Origin of the sequence: Anaeromassilibacillus sp. An200, from assembly GCF_002160025.1 — a bacterium.
GTDB classification, from domain to species: Bacteria; Bacillota; Clostridia; order Oscillospirales; family Acutalibacteraceae; genus Caccousia; species Caccousia stercoris.
This window is the reverse complement of record NZ_NFJU01000015.1, coordinates 64,231-81,739: the sequence shown is the minus strand read 5'-3', so window position 1 is coordinate 81,739 and position 17,509 is coordinate 64,231. Positions and strand designations below refer to the sequence as shown.

Here is a 17,509-nt window from a genome sequence, read left to right as displayed (position 1 = left end):
CACTGAGAATACGGACCAGAACCTCGTCGCCTACAGAGAAACGTTCATGGGCATCGCCGATCCAGTCCCAAGCCAGATCCCGGGCCAGAATGGAACACTCAACGCCGAATACTTCCACGCGGATGACTTTCTCGGCCACAGCGATCACACGGGCCTGCACGATGCGGCCTTCGTAGACACGGTACATGCCATCGACGTCCAGAGCAAAGTAGAAGATCTGGCGCTTACGCATCATCGCCTCCCGGCGGCTGGCGACCACGCTGCGGGTCTTGGAATCGATACCCCGCACCACAAAGTCAATATCAGCCCCCAGCATATTGCCCAGTATCTTGTTCTGACGCAGCATCAGGTCTGCATATTCCTGGCCGGAAGGGCTACGGCCCAGGGTGATCATCATTTCTTTGATGGGAATGATGATGCGAAATCCCTTATAGTCCACCACGGCCACCGTCTTGCGGTTGTCCAGCTGCTCAATGCCGCCCAGCTGGCCCGTCAGAATACGGCGGGTACGGTAGGCGTTGTGGATCTCATGCCAGATGATATTCTCACGGTCTTCCGTCGTTTCCACATCTTCACGGCTACGAATAGTCAGAATAGACGTATCACGACGCGACTGCGCATTTTGACGGCGGGGAGGTGCCTGGGAAGCGGTAACTTCGGGAGAATGTTTCTTGATCGGAACGGTGGTATCCGCCGAAACAGCTTCATCTTCCATAGCCGTATCCTCGACAAACGCTTCATCCATCGTAGAATTCTCTGTGTTCGTTCGTGGAACAGGAACTTCCGCCGCGGCAGTCTCGGAAGCGGCGGTCGTTTTCTTCTTACGGGAAATGCGTTGGGGCTTTTCGACAGTTTCAGAATTCGGGGCGGTGTTGATCTCTTCATCGGCCCTTTCCTGATCTGCAGGAAGTCCTTCTGAGTAGTCATCCACTGTCTCACCATTCTGCTCGGCATCAGCATCCTCGGCAGAAGGGAGCTCAGCGTCATCCTCGTCTTTGCCCACAGGGGTATCGCCGAACACTTCATTTTCCGCCAGTTCTGGCAGAGTGCCAGCATCGTCAGGTGAATCCATAGTCGCCAGCAAAGTATTCAGATCTTCACTGTCGGTGGAGGCAACATCCGGGATAACCGTGTCCTCAAAGGAAATAGCGGTGCTATCCGGTACGGTGCTCTCAGGAACAGCATTCTCCTGCTCTAACAGTTCTTTTTTCTTCATTGCCATAAAAACCTCCTGAATTATGAATTTAAGATAGAATCGAGTCTTTACCTATTGCGATAACACCTTCTGGGGTTGATGCTGTATCATTTGCCGGTGGTTGGGGTTCGACCGGTGATTTTGGCGCTTTCGGCTTTTTCTTTACCGGTTTTTTGGGTGCAGCAGGCGGTGATGGAGGAGCGACAGGCGCCGCTGGTTGTTCCTGTTCCAGTTGGCGCCATTTGGGAATGTACGCGGAAGCCTTACAGGATCGAAGCTTCTTAGATTCAGGGTGTTTAGAGTAGTCCATTTTGTCTACCTTGAGCACCTTTTGCCCGCGGATGATGATTAGTGCTTGTGTGTTTAATGCGTTCGATTATGATGAGCTGTATGATTTGCAGGCCGATCCCAACGAGACAGTGAATTTGATCAACCGTCCGGAGCTTCAGCCTGTGGTTCGGGATTTCTGCCGGAAAATGTGGAAATTTGCCCGCGAAAACAGCGATGTCATTGTGAACCCATATATTATGACGGCGCTGGCTCCTTACGGTCCCGGAATTGCATTTGACTGATGAATGCGCCTCAGGAATGTAAAATTCTCAAATCTGATTGCATGACTGGCCGCCATCTCTTTGCCTGTGCAGCTGAGATGACGGCCTTTTTATATGCCCGGAGTTTTTGTTACACATCATTGTAATACCTGCGCTGGATAGGTGGAACAGACATAGAACAGGATTGTTTTCAGCCAAAAGATATGCTATACTTCAACGTATAAATTAACCGCTTAATTTGGCTTTCTTTGAGGTGCGATATGAACATAGAAATATCACAGGAATACAAAGCATCTTTGATTCCGTTTTCGAAGGAAACATTAGAGCCTTTTAATCTTCCGGCAGAGACATTTCAGTTTTTAACAGAGGTTGGACTTCCGCTCCATGCAAGCTGTGAAATTACGCCAAACGCACCACTCACATTTTTTGAAGTCCCCTATATCAAAAAGCACAGATATCTACAAAACACTTTTTTGTACATTGCATCAATGGATGCTATGGGACTGATTGCATTGGATGTGAAGAACGGGGCGGTTTTTCAAATACAAATAGATGAAAGTGAAAAACACCTCTGGGGCGAGATTAAAGAGATACCTCTTTCAATGAATAACAGCATCCGGCATTTCGTTGATTGTCTTGGCTTGTGGATGTCTTTCTATCCTCAGCTTCGGGAAGAAGTAAAAAGGCAGTTAGAGATTGACGAAACATTCAGTCTTTTTGAGCATGAGGAACTGTATCAACCAATTTTGAAAAAGCTAAGAGAGGTTGACCCTAAAACTATGCGTGAAAGGAAGTTCTTTTGGCGCAGAATGTGTGAACCGGATATTGTATAGAGAAACTGTGCGCGAAGCCCGGAAAACCTGTCTGTATCAGGTTTTCCGGGCTTCGTTTACATTAGCGGCGTCGCGATACATAGGAGCGGGAGATGGCAAGACGGTCGGCGACTTCTCTCTGCGTCAGAGGAGGACGGTTGCACAGGCCGTAGCGGAGCTCCACCACTTGGCGTTCACGGGGCGTGAGAGAGCGCGCCAGAAAACGATGCAGGTGCTCCGCGCGGATTTTTGCTTCCAGATTGTCGCAGATGTTGTCCTCGGAGGCCAGAACGTCGGAAAGTGTAAGGGCATTGCCGTCCTTGTCGGATTCAATGGCTTCGTTCATCGAAATGTCCTGTGCACTCTTTTTTCCGGCGCGGAAAAACATCAGGATTTCATTTGCTATCCTCACACAGAAGCGTTTTGATGTGATGGCCGGTGTCTTCTGTGCCGAACAGCATTACATGGGCGGTTTGTCCGTCCCAGACCACCTTGCGTACCACGGTGCGGAGTGTGGATCGTTTTTGCTCCAATGTCATCTCATCCATATTGTTCCGAAATACACGCAATAGACGGCACATGCGCTCCAATTCGGACTCGGGAAGCTCATGACCGGATGAAAGCTCTTCCAGTGCGGTGATGCGGGACTGGAGATCCGACATCTGTGCATGCAGAGCCTCCATATGTTTTTTCACATGGACGGCAGCGGCGCTGTCGCTGAACTCAGCAAGGGAATCCACCAAAGTATGAATTTTTTGCTCTGTCTCGGCTTGCTTATGCCGAAGCTCCGCAAGCTTTTCCCCGGTTTCTTCCTGATTTGCAGGACGGAATCGCTTGTTTTTTTCGAGCAGGGTCAGAAACGCGCGGCTGTCTGTGGATAGAAGCTTGACTTGCTCTATAACGGCGGCATCAAGGGAATTTCCGGGAATGTTTCGCTGGCGGCACAAGCTGCGTCTGCTGTGTTCCTTTGTTTTGCAGACATAGCGGTAAACCAGTTTTCCATCCTGCGCAGTCCGTTTTGATATTTTGGGATACATCCGGCTGCCGCAGCAGCACCAGAGTAGGCCGGTCAACAGGGCTTCATTGCCGCGCGGTCTGCGATAGGCCTTGGATTTGTTGCGTTCCAGGGACTCCTGCACGCGAATCCAGGTTTTGGCCGGGATGATCCCCGGGTGCTCTCCCACTGCCACGATCCACTGGCAGATGGGAAGAAATACGGTAGCCCGTCCTTTTTCCTGATCGGTACGATGATAGGCCAGAATCCCCCGTGTACCGTCAAACTCTTCGGGGCCGCAGGAAAGATCCGCTTCTCTCTGCACAAAGTATTGATAGGCGTCCGGATCAGCAATCAAATAGACGGGATTCTGCAAAATGCCTTTGATGGAAAACCGGGTGAAGCTTCGTCCGGTTTTCGTTTTTATCTGTTGGCGCAGCAGCTCGCTCTCTGTTTGGGTGAGGGAATCCGTCTGTAGATACAGGTCATAAATGCTGCGGATCAGGCGGGCCTCTTCGGGGATCAGTCTGAGCCGGCAGGTTCGTCTGCTTTTGCCGTTTATGGTGACGCTGTTGACTGCCTCGGAGGTATAACCGGTAGGCGTTGTACCGCCCAGCCAGCGTCCGGTTTTGGCCAGCTCGTGCATGTTGTCGCGGATGCGCTCCGCGATGGTTTCGCGTTCCAGCTGGCTGAACACAGAGGCGATGTACATCATGGCGCGCCCCATGGGACTGGAGGTGTCAAAGCTTTCCCGGATGGAAATAAAATCGATCTCCAGCCGTCCCAGTTCTTCGATAAGGGAGGAAAAATCACTGATGCTGCGGCTGATCCGATCCAGGCGATAGACAACCACAGCTTTGAACTGGTGTTCCCGGGCGGCTTTCATCATTTGCTGGAAGCCAGGGCGGTTGAGATTTCCTCCGGAAAACCCTTCGTCCTCAAATACGATGCTTTTTCCGGCATATGATTCTCCAAAAGCGGTGCGAATGTAAGTGCGGCACAGCTCCACCTGGTTCCCAATACTTTCCCCTTTTCCGGTAAAACGGGATTTACGGGAATAGATAGCGACTGCGTCTTGATTCTTAGACATGGCAGCCCCTCCTCTCTTGTGCTGTTATCATTGTATGGCCCCGTGCTTTCCGGTAACACGCTCTTTGTGTTTATAAGGTAAGTCATACCGGCGAGCTTTTCTCCATAGGGATAGGAAAAGAAGAATGGGGGGAACAGAATGAGAAGCGGCGCGGCTGTTGCAGTGAAAGTCTATTTTCCAGAGACGGACGAGGGAAAGCGAGAACTATCCGAACGTGTCGCGGAGGTTCATGCCGCTTTTGTGCTCGATGCCATCGACAAGCTGCACTGTCCGATCAGGCAGAAAAAGGAACTGCTGCAAAAGGTGATTGATGCAGAAAAGAAGATGGAAGGGCGGAAAAGGTATAAGGGGGCGCTCCAAAAGCTGCTGTAAATCCTTGCATGTGTAAAAAACAAGGCTGGTCAACGCGAACCGTTGGCCAGCCTTGTTTTCTTGTTTGGAATTTTATGAATGGCTCCCGATTGTCCGGAGCCGCTCCAAAATCACCGTGTCTGCCGGACAAAAATCATACTGGGGAATTTCATCCACAGTAATCCAGCGAAGATCGCAGTGTTCCAGCTTTTGTGGGATACCCTCACGGATGGCAGCATGAAATAGGGTAAGATGAACGGTGATATCCGGATATTCATGTGTTACATCCATAAATATCTCTCCCACATCCACCGTAATCGCTAATTCCTCGCGGCATTCCCGCATAAGGGCCTGCTGCTTTGTTTCATCGGGTTCCACTTTTCCCCCAACAAACTCCCACAGAAGCCCTCTTGCTTTATGGGCCGGGCGTTGGCAGATCATGAATTTGTCTTTGTCCCAAATCAGTGCGGCTACAACTTCCGTCATCTTTGGCGTCCCCTTTCTTTCTCCGTCCGGCGGATTCTCTCCCACATTTGCTGCGTTTTTATGTTTTGCTTACATCTGGCCTTTCCAGACACGGGCCAGGATATCCTTGAGCACCAGCAGCGCATCGGTTTCGTTGTAGCCGTAATCGACTCGCAGCTGTGTCAGCATTTCCCGCAGAGTGGGAGCGTAATCGTTGATGCGGACTTTTTCATGATAGGAAGCAAGTACCGGGTATTTTTTGCTCCAAACTTTGTTCCAGTCGATTTGTGCCTGTGCTTCTTCGCTGACACTGTCAATCATCTGCTGAGCCTGCTGTTCATCAAAATTGTATTCAATCAGTTCGTCGAGTGTCATGTGATACAGCATGGCAAGGCCTTTGGATTGGCGAATGTCCGGCAGCGTTTCATCGGTTTCCCATTTGGAAATGGTCTGGCGGCTGACCCCCAGTTTTTCCGCTACGTTTTCCTGAGAAAGACCGCTTTTTTTCCGGGCGTGGTATAAACTGCTTCCCAAACTCATGGTGATTTCCTCCTGCTTTGATTGTCTGCCTGTCAGTATAGCAGTCTGCTGCAAAAAAATCCACCAGGCAAAGGCGTCACTTCCGCCCGTTTTCTTAACGCCTCGCTTTCTTCCTTCCAAACGGACTTTTTTGCTTTCTCCGCGGCTCATTCCTTGAGGCAGAGAGAACGGCGTACCTCACGGGGACTTGTGCCTGCGAGACGGCGAAATTCACGGTTGAAGCTGGAAGGGGAGGAGTATCCGACCTGTTCACTGATTTCCAGAACGGTTTTGTTTCCGGCGCGGAGCATCGCGGACGCGGCTTCCACGCGAACGCGGTGCAGATATTCCAGCGGGGCACAGCCTACCGCCTGCCGGAATTTGCGTCTCAGCGTTGCCTCGCTGAAACCGCACAGACGGGCAAGGAACTCAGCGTTGAAGGGTTCTGCGTAATGGCTGGCGATGTAGGAAACAGCAGGAGCGATCTCCGCGATGCGCCAGGAGGATGTATCAGAAAGGCCGCCGGACAAACGGGAGTGCTTACACAGAACAGCCTGCAGCAGCCCTGCTGCGCAGCGGCCATTGTTCTGTGTGCCGCTTCGCAATTCATCGATCAGCATGGATGTAAGCAGGGTGATCTCCCGGCCGCATGGATCCTCCTCTGAAACAATGGGAGCCGCTGTATGGCTGGGAAAATCCTTCAAACCGAGCGCACGCTCATCCACATTGACAAAGAACCATTCACTGTGTTCGTTTGGACTGCTCTGCGCAATGTGGATTTGTCCGCCATAGATAACGGATGCACAGGGGGCGCGGTAGGGAATTACTTTATCCTCCACAAAAAAGACCCCTGTTCCTCCCACACACCAGCCCACTTCCAATTCATGATGGTAGTGCAGATAGGTTGCTTTTTCCCTCATCTCTCCGGGATGATCCCGGGGCCAAAGGACAAAGGGAAAATCAGGAGGGAATACGATTGGTTCAAAAATAACTTGCAGAGGATGGAAAAAGGAAGTTGATTGAAACTGCATACTTTTCACCTAAAAGTGGGTAGACTTTTTGCACTTTTCATTTTATTGTAAAGAAAAGAAAGAAAAAATGCAAGCCAATTTTTTTTGGTTAATGCAGCAAAAACAGGACGCAGGGGATGTCCTGTGCCAGCCTGGAGAAAGGGGAAAAGAAAATGAGTGCATGGATACAATATCCTGATTTTTCTGAACTGGAGACTTTAAAGCTGGAGGTGTGCGAATACGCACGGCTCAAATGCGAGCAGGGAGCGCCCAAAGAGGCCGCCGAAAGGATACAGGAATTGATAGAGGATATCCGGCGTGTTGTGCAGGATCTGCAGGCGATTCCCAACGATCCGACGCTGGCAGAGAAAGAACCGGACGATCTGGAGCATATCCGGGCTCTGCGCACACCGGGACCGCGCCGTCTCTGGAAAAAACTGCCGTCGGAGGACGTTTTGCTTGATAAGCTCGAGGGGGCTCTGATTGCCCGCGCGGCAGGCTGTCTGCTTGGCGCACCGGTAGAGGGAGAAACCGTCGAAGGAATGCGCGCATGGGCGGACTATACCGGGAAACAGTTTCCGCCTGTGGATTACTGGGAGCAGGTGCGGTCGCCGGAAGTCAGGAATACGTACGGAACATACCGGCATGCATATCAGAAGCATGAGATGGAGACTGCTCCTGTGGATGATGATTTGGTGTATACTCAGCTGGCCCTGCTGATTCTGGAGGAGTACGGTCTGGATTTTACCACAGAGGACGTGGGACGTGCCTGGATGAAATATCTGCCGTTTGCCTGTACGGCGGAAGAAGTCACTTTGAAGAACCTGCACGAAGGCATGTCCGCACGGAAGGCTGCTGAGTATAGGAACCCTTACCGGCAGTGGATTGGGGCCGCTATCCGTTCCGATGGTTTTGGCTGGGCGGCGGCGGGAGCGCCTGAGCGGGCTGCGGAGACGGCGTGGCGGGATGGTGTACTGAGTCACCGGCGCAACGGAGTATACGGAGAAATGCTTCTGGCCGCGGCGCAGAGCGCTGCTTTCGCGGTGGAGGATCCGCTGGATGCGATGCGGATCGCACTGACGGAAATCCCCGCGGAGAGTTTGCTGCATCAAGATATTGAGTGGGCGCTTTCCCATTGCGAAGAGGTAGAGGATTGCTATGAGGCACGCCGTCTTGTGGATGAGCGCTTTGCCGGAATGCATGCTGTGCATACCAACAATAATTTGTGTCTGATCGTTTTTGGACTGGCGCTTGGAAGAAACGATCCGGTGCGCGGTATTTCTCAGACGGTTGCGATGGGCCTTGACTGCGACTGTACAGCGGCTTCCGTGGGAAGTGTGCTTGGAGCTGTTTATGGAAAAAAAGCAATTCCCCCCTATCTGTATGAGCGGTTCCATGATATAATGGAAACCTATCTGATCGGTCAAAGACCGTTTTCGATAACGGATACCGCACGCCGCTATCTCAAGCTGCTGCGCGAAACGTACCGACGACTGGGAGAGGAAGAATAAAAGCGATGATTTTTACCAGAATTGACTGGGAAACCTGGCCGCGAAAGGAATATTTCGAGCATTATTTTACGCAGGTCCCCTGTACCTACAGCGCGGTGTTTAAGCTGGACATCACCCAGATCCGGAAAAATGGCCAAAAGCTGTATCCTTCCATGCTGTTTTACTTGTCCACTGTAGTAAACCGCCATCAGGAGTTTCGCATGGCACTGGATGAAAGCGGGGAACCGGGATTTTATGACGTGGTTCATCCATGCTATACCGTTTTTCATAAGGACACGGAAACTTTCTCCAATCTATGGACAGCCTATACTCCAAGCTATGTGGATTTCTGTGCTTCCTGGGAGAAGGATATGGCTGAGTATGGCAATACTTCGGGGATAATTGCCCGACCCGATACCCCTGTCAATACCTTTCCGGTATCGATGGTCCCTTGGGCCAGCTTTGAAGGCTTCAACCTGAATCTGCAAAATGGCTATGATTATCTCCCGCCTATTTTTACCATGGGACGCTTCTATGAGGATCATGGCCGGATACTGCTGCCTCTGGCAGTACAAGTGCATCATGCTGTGTGCGACGGCTTCCACCTTTGCCGTCTGGTGAACGAATTGCAGGAGCTTTTGGATGGAGCCGGCGAAGAAAAGTGAAGAAATCCAATCATTGGTATGTGGCCGGATGGTTCACAGACACATTTTTGTGAGGATAGCATTTTCAATGCATCGTGCCGCATAGGAGGAAAGCTTGATGCTCTTGTCGGGATCAAACGTATTGACGGCTTTGATGAGACCGATGGTGCCGATCGAAATCAAATCGTCCTGATCGCTGTTGTTGGCATAATATTTCTTGGACGTGTGAAGCAGAAGGAGGAATTTTCCCGGTCAAAAACGCCCCCATAGGGGTCGCCGAATTTCAAGTAAATGTCTAAATGTACTTCTTCCTTGGTACTGCCCTTTTTGACCACAATATGATCCAGTATGGTGGCGACCAAGGCTGAGTTCACGCCGTTTTGAAAGGACAGTTCTTCCTCCAGCGCGGCCTTGATCTTCCCCAGCTGCTCCACAGAGATTTGGCTTTTTTCTTCCTCCGCCTTCAAAACCTCGATCTGTCTCTCCAGTTCGTGGATCTGTTGGTTGAAGGCGTCGTTGCGCTGTTTGAACTCTGCCGTGGAGAGGGCACCTTCTATGCTCATCTCCAGCAGGCGGTCCTTTTTTGCATAGATGGCAGATAACTCCGCTTCTATCCGCCCGGCATCTTGGCGGTAGTCGTGCTCATTGGGAACGGCCTGAATGACCTTCATCACGGCATCCACGATTGCCGATTTATCCTGCGCCAGTTGATCGAAGATCTGCGCCATGATTTGATCCAGTTCAGAAGTCCGCATTTGAGGTGCGGAACAGGCTGCCCGTCCCCGATTCCGGTATACCCGGCATTGCCAGACCTCTTTCTCTCCTTTGGAACTTTTCAGCACCTGCCGGTGAAAGCTGGTACCATGCTCTTCACAAATGATCTTGCCGCTGTATGGGTAGCGATTATGAAACTCGGCGGCACTCTGGTGAGACATCATCTGAGCGCTTCGCCGCTTGTAGAGGGCATTGGCCCGGTCCCATAGTTCCTCCGATACAATGGCTGGGATGGATGGGTCCGGGTACATCACCCACTCGCTCTCGTCCAGAAAGATCTTCCGCTTGCTGCGGTAGTCCACGGTCTGGCTCTTATTGGCGCAGTACCAGCCCTTGTATTTGGGATTCTCCAAAATGTGTCGGATGGTCAGCACATTGAAGGCGTTACCCTTCCGGCTGGTAAAGCCCTCATCATAGAGCTGCTGGGAAATGCGCCGGATGCCCATCTGCTCATTGGCGTAGAGGTGGAAGATCCGGCGCACCACCTTGGCTTCCGCCTCGTTGATAGTAAGGACGCAGTCCTTTTTGTCATAGCCCCACAGTTTGTCATTGCCCAGCACATGGCCGTTTTTGATGGCCTGGCGAAAGCCGAATTTTAACCGCTCCGAGAGCTTTCGCACCTCATCCTGGGCTACACCGGCCATGACCACCAGGCGGAACTCACTGTCACTGTCCAGGGTGTTAATATTGTCGTTCTGAAACAGTACCCCCACATCGTGCTCCAGCAGTTCCTGGGTATACTGGATGCTGTCCAGTGTGGAACGGGAAAAGCGGGATATTTCCTTTGTAATGATGAAGTCGAACCGCCCTGCCTTGGCGTCGGAAATCATCCGAAGGAAACTATCCCGCTTTCTGGTGCTTGTTCCGCTGATGCCCTCGTCAATATAGCCCGGAATATAGGTCCAGTTTGGCTTGGACTGAATCAGCTCTGTATAGTACTGTACTTGATTTTCCAGGCTGTTCAACTGCTCGTCTTTGTCTGTGGACACTCTGGCGTAAAAGGTTACCCGCAGGGGCAAATCAAAGATGCTTTTTCCGCTGCGCATCTCATTACGGATCTTGAGTACATTCATGCTGACATCCCTCCTCTGTCAAGCACACAGGATACCGGAATAGCTCTGGAAAATCCATCACAGAATGTACCAAATCCTCCGCCTTAGAATAGGTGAATTGTGATATAAGGCCAAGGGAAAGAACATGCTCCAGCAGGACACTGACTACCTCTCTCTGCGTGCTCTCCAACGATCATCACCTCATTCCTATGCCTATGAATCCATGCTCCGAAACATGATAGTGTCACTTCATTGTTTCCACTTCCAGCCGGACGAGTTTTCCCATATATCCGTCCGTTACAGTCCATACCTCAACACCATGTCGCTCAAAAAAGGCCGCAGCAGCGCTGCATTCCACTGGGACGCGTCCGATACGATCGAACTCAGAAACCAGTAAAATTTGAAATTGGGCTTGCTCTGCACCGACACGTAATTCCAGAAGCGGGTCCTCGTTTATCGGGCGCCCGTCTTCTTCTGAACACCAGAACTCTCTGATCGGAAGCCAGCCCTGTTCCTGGGCAAACTGCAGACAAACGCCCCTCTGGCGTTCCATCTCTGCTTGATCTTTCTGTTCTGTCGTCTTCGTTCGGTATAGTAAGCAAGCGTATTTCTGTTCCATATAAGTTCTCCTTTCTCATATAAGCAAAAAAGTGGCGGAAGATCATTGGTCGATCTTCCGCCACTTTTTTGTTTGCTCTATTTGTAAGCGCATGCCATTCGAGCGCTCTCCCGCGCAAGCAATCCCCCCTGCTTACAGTACGACGCCTATGTCGCTGATTTCCAGTTCCAACCGATAGCCGCGATAGACATGGATTTTAGGGATCAGATGGCAGACAATCATCTTTTTCACCTCTATAGGACTGGCGCGGTAGATGTCTACCCAAAAGATTTTCTTCTCATCCTGTTGTGCCATATCTTTTTTGCGCAGCAATGACAGTTGACTTTGCAGTGATGTAAGATAAGTGACCGCTGATGCCGCATTTCTTTCGGCTTCGCACAGCATTTCCGCCAATATTTCCGCTGGGTACGGACTGGAACCGTGCAGCGATTTTTGCAGTTCCTGTTTCAAAAGCTGATAATCTTGCTTTTTTCTCTCCGCCTCGTGAGCAGCATCCCGTATTTTCCTCCGTATCTGCTTTTCTTCACAAAGCAGATACCCCTGAAGCAGAAAGCTTTCCTCAACTGCGCCTAACTGTTCCAAAAGCCGGCAAATTACATGTTCCACCTTTTCATCCAAAATGTGCGCTGTGTATCCTGTCTGTCCATCGCACACACAGCGATGGCGCGTTTTCTGATAGCAGACATATCGGGTACGGCGGTGTTTTACTTTGTTTCCGTCTGCGGTCACATAACTTTTGCAGTTTGAGGTCAGAACCAGTCTTCCGCCACAGTGTCCGCAATAAATATTTCCTGACAACAAAGAATTCCCTGTTACATTCACAGGAACTGTACGCTCCCCATCGGCCTCATTTTGCCGTGCTTTTTGCAGCGCCTGTGCCTGCTCAAAGAGTTCCGGGGTCAGAATCATCAGATGTTCAAATCTTTGTGATATGGCATCTCCACTCCGGAGCACCCCGGTATAGCAAGGATTATGAAGAATGTGGCCTATGGAGGCCTCGTGCCAGTTTTCTCCCTTGCGGTTACGGATACCTTGCCGGTTCAGCTCGGTGGCGATCCGGCATCGTCCATAGCCATGGACGATGCAGAGATCAAAGATCTTCCGTACCACCATCGCTTCATCCGAATCAATTGCCAGTTCCGATATTTCTTTATTCCGCTTATTCAGTCTCCCGGTTGCTACCAATCGATATCCGTATGGTACGCCTCCGCTGCGATAGCCGCCGTCCAAAACCAATTGCCGCAGGCCCTCTTTGGTGCGCACAGAGGTCTTTCGGCTTTCTCCGTCAGCCTGCCAGAATCGGATATAGTTGAGCAGGGTATCGATGTGGTGGTCAAATCGCTGTTCTCCCTCCTTGACGCTCCAAACACGAATTCCATGCCTTACGAACCACTCCACAACGAAGGGGCTTTCATCCGCTTTGCGGCCAATGCGGTCAAACATGAACACAAGCAGAATATCAAATTTTCTTTGGAGGGCGTACTCTTTAATCATCTGCAGAACATCCCGGTCTTTTTCACTCACCTTGAACCCGGATACGCCAGCTTCCTGGCCTTCGTAAAGGATTTCCCATCCCATTTGCCCGGCAAATTCCCGGCAAGCCTTTCTCTGCATAGGAATATCAGCCTGATTTTCCGCCTTGAAGTCCGTCTGCTTTTTCGTGGATACACGATATAAGCAATAAACCCGATTTTCCATATTACCCCTCCTTTCTTTCCAGCTGCTCTATATATGCGCTTTTCAGTGCCAGTTGAATCGCAGTACGCAACTGGTCCGCCTGGCAGGGAACATACCGGATTAAAATCGAGGAGTCCTCCGACCATGTCACAAATTCTTTCGTTCGCTTGTTTTCCCGTGGATTCATTGCGATCTCCTTTCTGTAAAAAGGGAGAGCGTACTTGAATGGCACTATAAACTATATAGTGGAGTTGCTCTGTTCACAATCCTTGAAAGACCTTGATTCGCCCCACTTCCTATTAGTTGCTTTGTAAAATGAGTTTATGTCCCGAAAAGTTGTTTGATTTTTTGTTGATATGTGGTATAATACAGTTAAAATTTCTGAGGGGTGATGGAATGTATCGTACTGTTATGGAGCGGCTTCAAAAATGGAAGGCTAAAAAGCATCGCAAGCCGCTGGTTATCCGCGGCGCCCGTCAGGTGGGAAAAACCTGGCTCATGAAGGCGTTCGGAGCCGCTGAATATGAATCTGTTGTTTATATCAACTTTGACAACAACGAACGGATGCGCAATTTATTTGAAGGAAGCCTTGCGGTAGAGCGGTTGGTGACAGGGTTGGAGCTCTATGCAGGGCATAAAATCGACCCGGCAAATACCCTTCTGATTTTTGATGAGGTTCAGGAAGTACCGACTGCATTGTCCAGCCTCAAATATTTCAATGAGGACGCTCCTCAATATCAAATCATCTGTGCCGGGAGCCTTTTGGGTGTGGCACTGCATCAGGGGACCTCTTTCCCAGTTGGAAAAGTAGAGTTTCTTGATCTTTATCCGCTTTCTTTCTCCGAGTTTCTCATGGCTATGGGAAAAGACCGATATGTGGAACTGCTAAACCAGGGCGATTTTGATATGGCTACCATGTTCAAGCAGGATTATTCCGATCTGCTGAAGCAGTACTACTATGTGGGCGGTATGCCGGAGGTTGTCCAAGCCTTTGTGGACAATCATGACTTCAATGAGGTGCGGGAAATTCAACAGCGCATTCTGGCCGCTTATGAGCAGGACTTTTCCAAACACGCACCTAATGAGACAGTACCCCGTATTCGGATGCTATGGAACAGCATCCCGGCCCAGCTTGCCAAGGAAAATCGAAAGTTTATCTATGGCCTTATCAAAGAGGGTGCCCGTGCCAAGGAATATGAGCTGGCCATGCTCTGGCTGACCGATTGCGGCTTGGTTCACAAGATCCACCGAGTATCTGCTCCCAGCTTGCCGCTAAAAGCCTACGAGGATTTGAAAGCGTTCAAGCTGTTTTTGCTGGATGTAGGCCTCTTGTCTTGTATGGTTGGACTCCGGCAGGATGTGCTGCTGGACGGGAATGAATTGTTCAAAGAGTTTAAGGGCGCTCTGACAGAGCAGTATGTCCTACAGCAATTAGAAACGATCAAAGGGCTAAATATCTACTATTGGACTGCAGATCGCGGAACCGCAGAAGTAGATTTTGTCATCGACAACGGTAAAGATGTGATTCCAGTCGAAGTCAAAGCTGAGGTGAATCTCCAGGCCAAGAGTTTGAAAGTATACCGGGAAAAGTTCCAGCCTCAGCTATCGATTCGGACATCCATGGCAGACTATAAGAAAGAAGATTGGCTGCTGAATCTTCCGCTGTGGGCGGTGGATTCAATTTTAAGGTGCGAGGTGTGATATGGAAAAATCAGAGTAGTTTTATTTTTATACTGCTGATTATCTGTGTCCTATTTTCTGCGATAGATATTCCGTATATTTCATTTCCTGCTTTTATGCCAAAAAGTCAATTTTTAGATTCAATTAAAATTGGTCTTTTTCTCAATTGCATTTTTTCGATAAGTGACCTATTCTTTTCTCTCTAATATTTTGAGATTAGTTTTATATGAAAACTCTACTAAGCAATAATTTTGAGTGCGTAATATATATCTTTTCTTAAAAGCCGCCTCGTATCATTACATCCCAACAGATGACCACATGTCTGTTATAATCCCCAAACCGGGCTTGTCCGTTGCCTCGCCAGAGAGTTTTTCCTTTTGCTTTATCCCATAGTAAATCCCGCAAAGCCGCGTCGCCGCTGGCCTTGCGGGATTTCTTTCCTTCCGCATCAACCGTTCTTGATGATATGTGCCACAAGACGAAGGTTATGTTCTACCAGCTCCGATCGGGCGGAGGGATCTCCGAGACGCAGGCGGGCCAGACAATCTTTTTCTTCCGCTGGTGTAAGAGGGCGGGGAAAAGAGCCAGTCCCTGTGACATGGAGAATGAAAAACAAAAATCCCGAGATGGCGCAAGACAAAAGGGCAGTCAGCATAGTGCAGTACCTCCGCGGCAAATTCGGGCATAGCCCGGTGATACCGCTATCCTATGCGCTGGGCGGCTTGTTTGTTGCAAGTCCGAAAGAGAAGCGCGTACAGACAGAGTCAGACGATCTGCCGATCGCCGTATTGGATGGCCGCATCCATCCACTTTCTCACATAGCTTTCGTATGGTTTGTCCCCCAGCTTTAAAAATCTCGAATAAATCAGGACCATGTAGTATAGCACCAGATTGCAGTTACATTCCTGTATAGAAGTATACCCCAAAAGAAATTCCCGCAGTTCTTCTTTGGTTTTCATAAAGTTCTGTCCTGGACGCAGAATCAACGACCATGCAATGTCAAACTCCCGGTTCCCCATTCCAGCCAGTTCAAAATCCAGAATACCGGAAATGTGTCCGGACTTCCAAAGAATATTGGCAAAATGAAAGTTTCCGTGGACAAAGCATGGATAGATTTGCTGCGGCTGATTGGCTGTAAGCCAGAAAAAGACGTTTTCCATATGGTTGTCGGAAAAATAATCGCGTTCCGGAATGGTATGGAACCGTCTGTGTGGAGCGTCAGGGAAAGTACCCTTGGATTGATGCAGGGCCGCCAGTGTTTTTCCATATTCGCGCATAAATGCAATACCGTTCTCACAGTCTGCCTGTTGCAGAATCACCGACAGCCGTGCTCCTTCGATTTGCTCTGTCAATTCGTATTGAAAATGTTCAGCATCATATTCCACCACCCTGGGAGCAAGGGGGGAGTGCAGAGTGCGAATGATCTCCACTTCGTTTTGGAGATTGGCATCCGCATGCGCAGCGTATTTCAGGTAATAATATCCCGCCTTTCCATGCCGCAGTCCCTTGAGATAGAAAACCTGATTGGCAGCGTGCGGGTAGCCCAGAATTTCCTGAATCCGGATGTTTTGAAGAGGCAGGGTAAATGGGTCTATGCCTTCTCTCCATTTTTCCGGTTCTTTGTTTTGTGTCATGGAAAAATATTCTCCCTTCCGTTATAAAAAACATCCTGCGGATCCGGCAATGAGCCGAACCCGCAGGATTTATCAGGCTTTTTTGTTCCAGGCAGGGCGAGCGGGAATATCGGAGACGGTTGATTCGCGGCTGTAGAATGCATAGGCGTTTTTGGCGGATACGTGTGGTGTCCCGTGAAATGCCTGCGGTTCGGCAGAAGCGTTGTTTTTCTCTCCTTCTTCCGTATGGCTGTGAGGGAAAGGTGGGGGATCCGCCGGTTTTTCCAGCTGGAACAGCAGCCTTTCCTGCTCGAGGCGAGCGTTGGTTTTCTCCGATTCCTCGGGAAGGCGGGCCAGTTCACCCCGGCGGGCAAATTCCCGCGTGGCTTTTGCGGCGCTGTCAACCTTTCGCTTTTCCCTCATGGCGATTTCCAGCTTTTTTTGCTGTGAGATGTTGGGGTTATGCTCAATGGAGCCAATAACCATCATGGAGCGGCTGATGGAGTTGGTCAGCATTCGTTTGACTTCTTCCTTCGTTTTGCAGCGGCGCAAAGCTCTCTCATAGGCCTTTTGTGCGCGTTCCTCCTGAACCAGCTCCTGATAGGCCAGGGGATCCTTCTCTTTGAGATAATCCCGCTCCTTGGGCGTCAGTTTGCCGCCCACATCCAGCTTGGCGTGAATGGTGGCCAGCTTTTCGTCCCGCTTTTGCCCGGTTTGCTCACGCTCCAAAGGCTTAGGCTTGCTGGATTCGAGCCATTCCTCCAAAGTCATGCCTTTTGCCGTGACGTCACCCTTTTCCTGCTTTAGATCCCAGGTTGTTTTTAGCTTGAGCCCTTTGACATAAGCGTTCAGGTTTGTGACAGACATCCAATCCATTTTCAAGCCCTCCTCCCGATCAGAAAAACCATGTTTTTTACTTTGTCTGTATCCTGTTCAACCCGTTTTTTCTAATTTTTATTATATCTTGTTTTGG

At 50.1% G+C, this 17,509-nt stretch carries 19 protein-coding genes; 6 read left to right on the top strand and 13 right to left on the bottom strand.

Annotated features, from left to right (window positions below; genetic code table 11):
* Window positions 1–1,222 (bottom strand): S1 RNA-binding domain-containing protein (locus tag B5F35_RS09240; protein ID WP_087240263.1); only part of this gene is annotated, 1,222 nt, incomplete at its 3' end.
* Window positions 1,223–1,554: 332 nt separating this feature from the next.
* On the opposite strand from B5F35_RS09240, the gene B5F35_RS09230 reads away from it, so the two are divergent.
* Together B5F35_RS09230 and B5F35_RS09225 are read left to right on the top strand one after the other, a co-directional pair.
* Entirely contained in the window at window positions 1,555–1,767 is a 213-nt protein-coding gene (locus tag B5F35_RS09230; RefSeq protein ID WP_087240248.1) for a hypothetical protein, read from the top strand.
* 239 nt (window positions 1,768–2,006) lie between these two features.
* Complete coding sequence (locus B5F35_RS09225) at window positions 2,007–2,579, top strand: SUKH-4 family immunity protein (RefSeq protein ID WP_087240247.1); 573 nt, start codon at window positions 2,007–2,009, stop codon at window positions 2,577–2,579.
* A 61-nt stretch (window positions 2,580–2,640) separates the two neighbouring features.
* Here B5F35_RS09225 and B5F35_RS09220 read toward each other — a convergent pair whose 3' ends face one another.
* Together B5F35_RS09220 and B5F35_RS09215 are read right to left on the bottom strand one after the other, a co-directional pair.
* Complete coding sequence (locus B5F35_RS09220; RefSeq protein ID WP_242969455.1) at window positions 2,641–2,904, bottom strand: sigma factor-like helix-turn-helix DNA-binding protein; 264 nt, start codon at window positions 2,902–2,904, stop codon at window positions 2,641–2,643.
* A 49-nt stretch (window positions 2,905–2,953) separates the two neighbouring features.
* Complete coding sequence (locus B5F35_RS09215; protein ID WP_087240244.1) at window positions 2,954–4,642, bottom strand: recombinase family protein; 1,689 nt, start codon at window positions 4,640–4,642, stop codon at window positions 2,954–2,956.
* Between the two features lie 138 nt (window positions 4,643–4,780).
* On the opposite strand from B5F35_RS09215, the gene B5F35_RS09210 reads away from it, so the two are divergent.
* Window positions 4,781–5,014: a hypothetical protein gene (locus B5F35_RS09210; RefSeq protein ID WP_087240242.1), complete on the top strand. Its 234-nt coding sequence runs from the start codon at window positions 4,781–4,783 to the stop codon at window positions 5,012–5,014.
* 72 nt (window positions 5,015–5,086) lie between these two features.
* Here the strand turns inward: B5F35_RS09210 and B5F35_RS09205 are convergent, their stop codons facing one another.
* From B5F35_RS09205 to B5F35_RS09195, 3 genes are all read right to left on the bottom strand, one after another.
* Window positions 5,087–5,479 (bottom strand): (deoxy)nucleoside triphosphate pyrophosphohydrolase, encoded by a 393-nt coding sequence (locus B5F35_RS09205; protein WP_087240240.1) that lies wholly within the window; start codon window positions 5,477–5,479, stop codon window positions 5,087–5,089.
* Window positions 5,480–5,548: 69 nt separating this feature from the next.
* Window positions 5,549–5,998, bottom strand: a complete 450-nt coding sequence (locus tag B5F35_RS09200) for a helix-turn-helix transcriptional regulator (protein ID WP_087240261.1) — start codon at window positions 5,996–5,998, stop codon at window positions 5,549–5,551.
* A gap of 146 nt (window positions 5,999–6,144) precedes the next feature.
* Complete coding sequence (locus B5F35_RS09195; protein ID WP_162611390.1) at window positions 6,145–6,897, bottom strand: AraC family transcriptional regulator; 753 nt, start codon at window positions 6,895–6,897, stop codon at window positions 6,145–6,147.
* Between the two features lie 263 nt (window positions 6,898–7,160).
* Between B5F35_RS09195 and B5F35_RS09190 the strand changes: the two genes are divergently transcribed.
* Window positions 7,161–8,498 (top strand): ADP-ribosylglycohydrolase family protein, encoded by a 1,338-nt coding sequence (locus B5F35_RS09190; protein WP_087240259.1) that lies wholly within the window; start codon window positions 7,161–7,163, stop codon window positions 8,496–8,498.
* 5 nt (window positions 8,499–8,503) lie between these two features.
* The gene (gene catA / locus B5F35_RS09185) at window positions 8,504–9,142 is read left to right on the top strand and encodes a type A chloramphenicol O-acetyltransferase (RefSeq protein WP_087240237.1); all 639 of its coding nucleotides are present in this window, start codon (window positions 8,504–8,506) and stop codon (window positions 9,140–9,142) included.
* A 33-nt stretch (window positions 9,143–9,175) separates the two neighbouring features.
* Here catA and B5F35_RS09180 read toward each other — a convergent pair whose 3' ends face one another.
* The 4 genes from B5F35_RS09180 to B5F35_RS09160 all read right to left on the bottom strand — a co-directional run bounded on the left by B5F35_RS09180 (window position 9,176) and on the right by B5F35_RS09160 (window position 13,264).
* A complete protein-coding gene (locus B5F35_RS09180; RefSeq protein WP_330396265.1) occupies window positions 9,176–9,304 on the bottom strand; it encodes a sigma factor in 129 nt (42 codons plus the stop codon).
* Window positions 9,301–10,968: a recombinase family protein gene (locus tag B5F35_RS09175; protein WP_087240233.1), complete on the bottom strand. Its 1,668-nt coding sequence runs from the start codon at window positions 10,966–10,968 to the stop codon at window positions 9,301–9,303. Before B5F35_RS09175 ends, B5F35_RS09180 begins: the two co-directional genes overlap by 4 nt.
* 223 nt (window positions 10,969–11,191) lie before the next feature.
* On the bottom strand, window positions 11,192–11,566 hold the full coding sequence (locus tag B5F35_RS09165) for a recombinase family protein (protein ID WP_087240229.1): 375 nt from the start codon (window positions 11,564–11,566) through the stop codon (window positions 11,192–11,194).
* Between the two features lie 132 nt (window positions 11,567–11,698).
* A complete protein-coding gene (locus B5F35_RS09160) occupies window positions 11,699–13,264 on the bottom strand; it encodes a recombinase family protein (protein WP_087240227.1) in 1,566 nt (521 codons plus the stop codon).
* Window positions 13,265–13,639: 375 nt separating this feature from the next.
* On the opposite strand from B5F35_RS09160, the gene B5F35_RS09155 reads away from it, so the two are divergent.
* Window positions 13,640–14,944 (top strand): ATP-binding protein, encoded by a 1,305-nt coding sequence (locus B5F35_RS09155; protein ID WP_087240225.1) that lies wholly within the window; start codon window positions 13,640–13,642, stop codon window positions 14,942–14,944.
* A gap of 427 nt (window positions 14,945–15,371) precedes the next feature.
* On the opposite strand, the gene B5F35_RS09150 is transcribed toward B5F35_RS09155, so the two are convergent.
* The 3 genes from B5F35_RS09150 to B5F35_RS09140 all read right to left on the bottom strand — a co-directional run bounded on the left by B5F35_RS09150 (window position 15,372) and on the right by B5F35_RS09140 (window position 17,412).
* Complete coding sequence (locus B5F35_RS09150; RefSeq protein WP_087240223.1) at window positions 15,372–15,578, bottom strand: sporulation sigma factor SigK; 207 nt, start codon at window positions 15,576–15,578, stop codon at window positions 15,372–15,374.
* Window positions 15,579–15,687: 109 nt separating this feature from the next.
* A complete protein-coding gene (locus B5F35_RS09145) occupies window positions 15,688–16,557 on the bottom strand; it encodes a phosphotransferase family protein (RefSeq protein WP_087240221.1) in 870 nt (289 codons plus the stop codon).
* A gap of 72 nt (window positions 16,558–16,629) precedes the next feature.
* Complete coding sequence (locus tag B5F35_RS09140; protein ID WP_087240219.1) at window positions 16,630–17,412, bottom strand: hypothetical protein; 783 nt, start codon at window positions 17,410–17,412, stop codon at window positions 16,630–16,632.
* Window positions 17,413–17,509: the final 97 nt, after the last annotated feature.

What these genes read in the sequence shown, in the direction of transcription:
- B5F35_RS09225 (WP_087240247.1), top strand. Translation starts at nt 2,007, where the DNA reads ATGAACATAGAAATATCACAGGAATACAAAGCATCTTTGATTCCGTTT.
- B5F35_RS09220 (WP_242969455.1), bottom strand. Translation starts at nt 2,904, where the DNA reads ATGAACGAAGCCATTGAATCCGACAAGGACGGCAATGCCCTTACACTT.
- B5F35_RS09215 (WP_087240244.1), bottom strand. Translation starts at nt 4,642, where the DNA reads ATGTCTAAGAATCAAGACGCAGTCGCTATCTATTCCCGTAAATCCCGT.
- B5F35_RS09210 (WP_087240242.1), top strand. Translation starts at nt 4,781, where the DNA reads ATGAGAAGCGGCGCGGCTGTTGCAGTGAAAGTCTATTTTCCAGAGACG.
- B5F35_RS09205 (WP_087240240.1), bottom strand. Translation starts at nt 5,479, where the DNA reads ATGACGGAAGTTGTAGCCGCACTGATTTGGGACAAAGACAAATTCATG.
- B5F35_RS09200 (WP_087240261.1), bottom strand. Translation starts at nt 5,998, where the DNA reads ATGAGTTTGGGAAGCAGTTTATACCACGCCCGGAAAAAAAGCGGTCTT.
- B5F35_RS09195 (WP_162611390.1), bottom strand. Translation starts at nt 6,897, where the DNA reads ATGAGGGAAAAAGCAACCTATCTGCACTACCATCATGAATTGGAAGTG.
- B5F35_RS09190 (WP_087240259.1), top strand. Translation starts at nt 7,161, where the DNA reads ATGAGTGCATGGATACAATATCCTGATTTTTCTGAACTGGAGACTTTA.
- catA (WP_087240237.1), top strand. Translation starts at nt 8,504, where the DNA reads ATGATTTTTACCAGAATTGACTGGGAAACCTGGCCGCGAAAGGAATAT.
- B5F35_RS09175 (WP_087240233.1), bottom strand. Translation starts at nt 10,968, where the DNA reads ATGAATGTACTCAAGATCCGTAATGAGATGCGCAGCGGAAAAAGCATC.
- B5F35_RS09165 (WP_087240229.1), bottom strand. Translation starts at nt 11,566, where the DNA reads ATGGAACAGAAATACGCTTGCTTACTATACCGAACGAAGACGACAGAA.
- B5F35_RS09160 (WP_087240227.1), bottom strand. Translation starts at nt 13,264, where the DNA reads ATGGAAAATCGGGTTTATTGCTTATATCGTGTATCCACGAAAAAGCAG.
- B5F35_RS09155 (WP_087240225.1), top strand. Translation starts at nt 13,640, where the DNA reads ATGTATCGTACTGTTATGGAGCGGCTTCAAAAATGGAAGGCTAAAAAG.
- B5F35_RS09150 (WP_087240223.1), bottom strand. Translation starts at nt 15,578, where the DNA reads ATGCTGACTGCCCTTTTGTCTTGCGCCATCTCGGGATTTTTGTTTTTC.
- B5F35_RS09145 (WP_087240221.1), bottom strand. Translation starts at nt 16,557, where the DNA reads ATGACACAAAACAAAGAACCGGAAAAATGGAGAGAAGGCATAGACCCA.
- B5F35_RS09140 (WP_087240219.1), bottom strand. Translation starts at nt 17,412, where the DNA reads ATGGATTGGATGTCTGTCACAAACCTGAACGCTTATGTCAAAGGGCTC.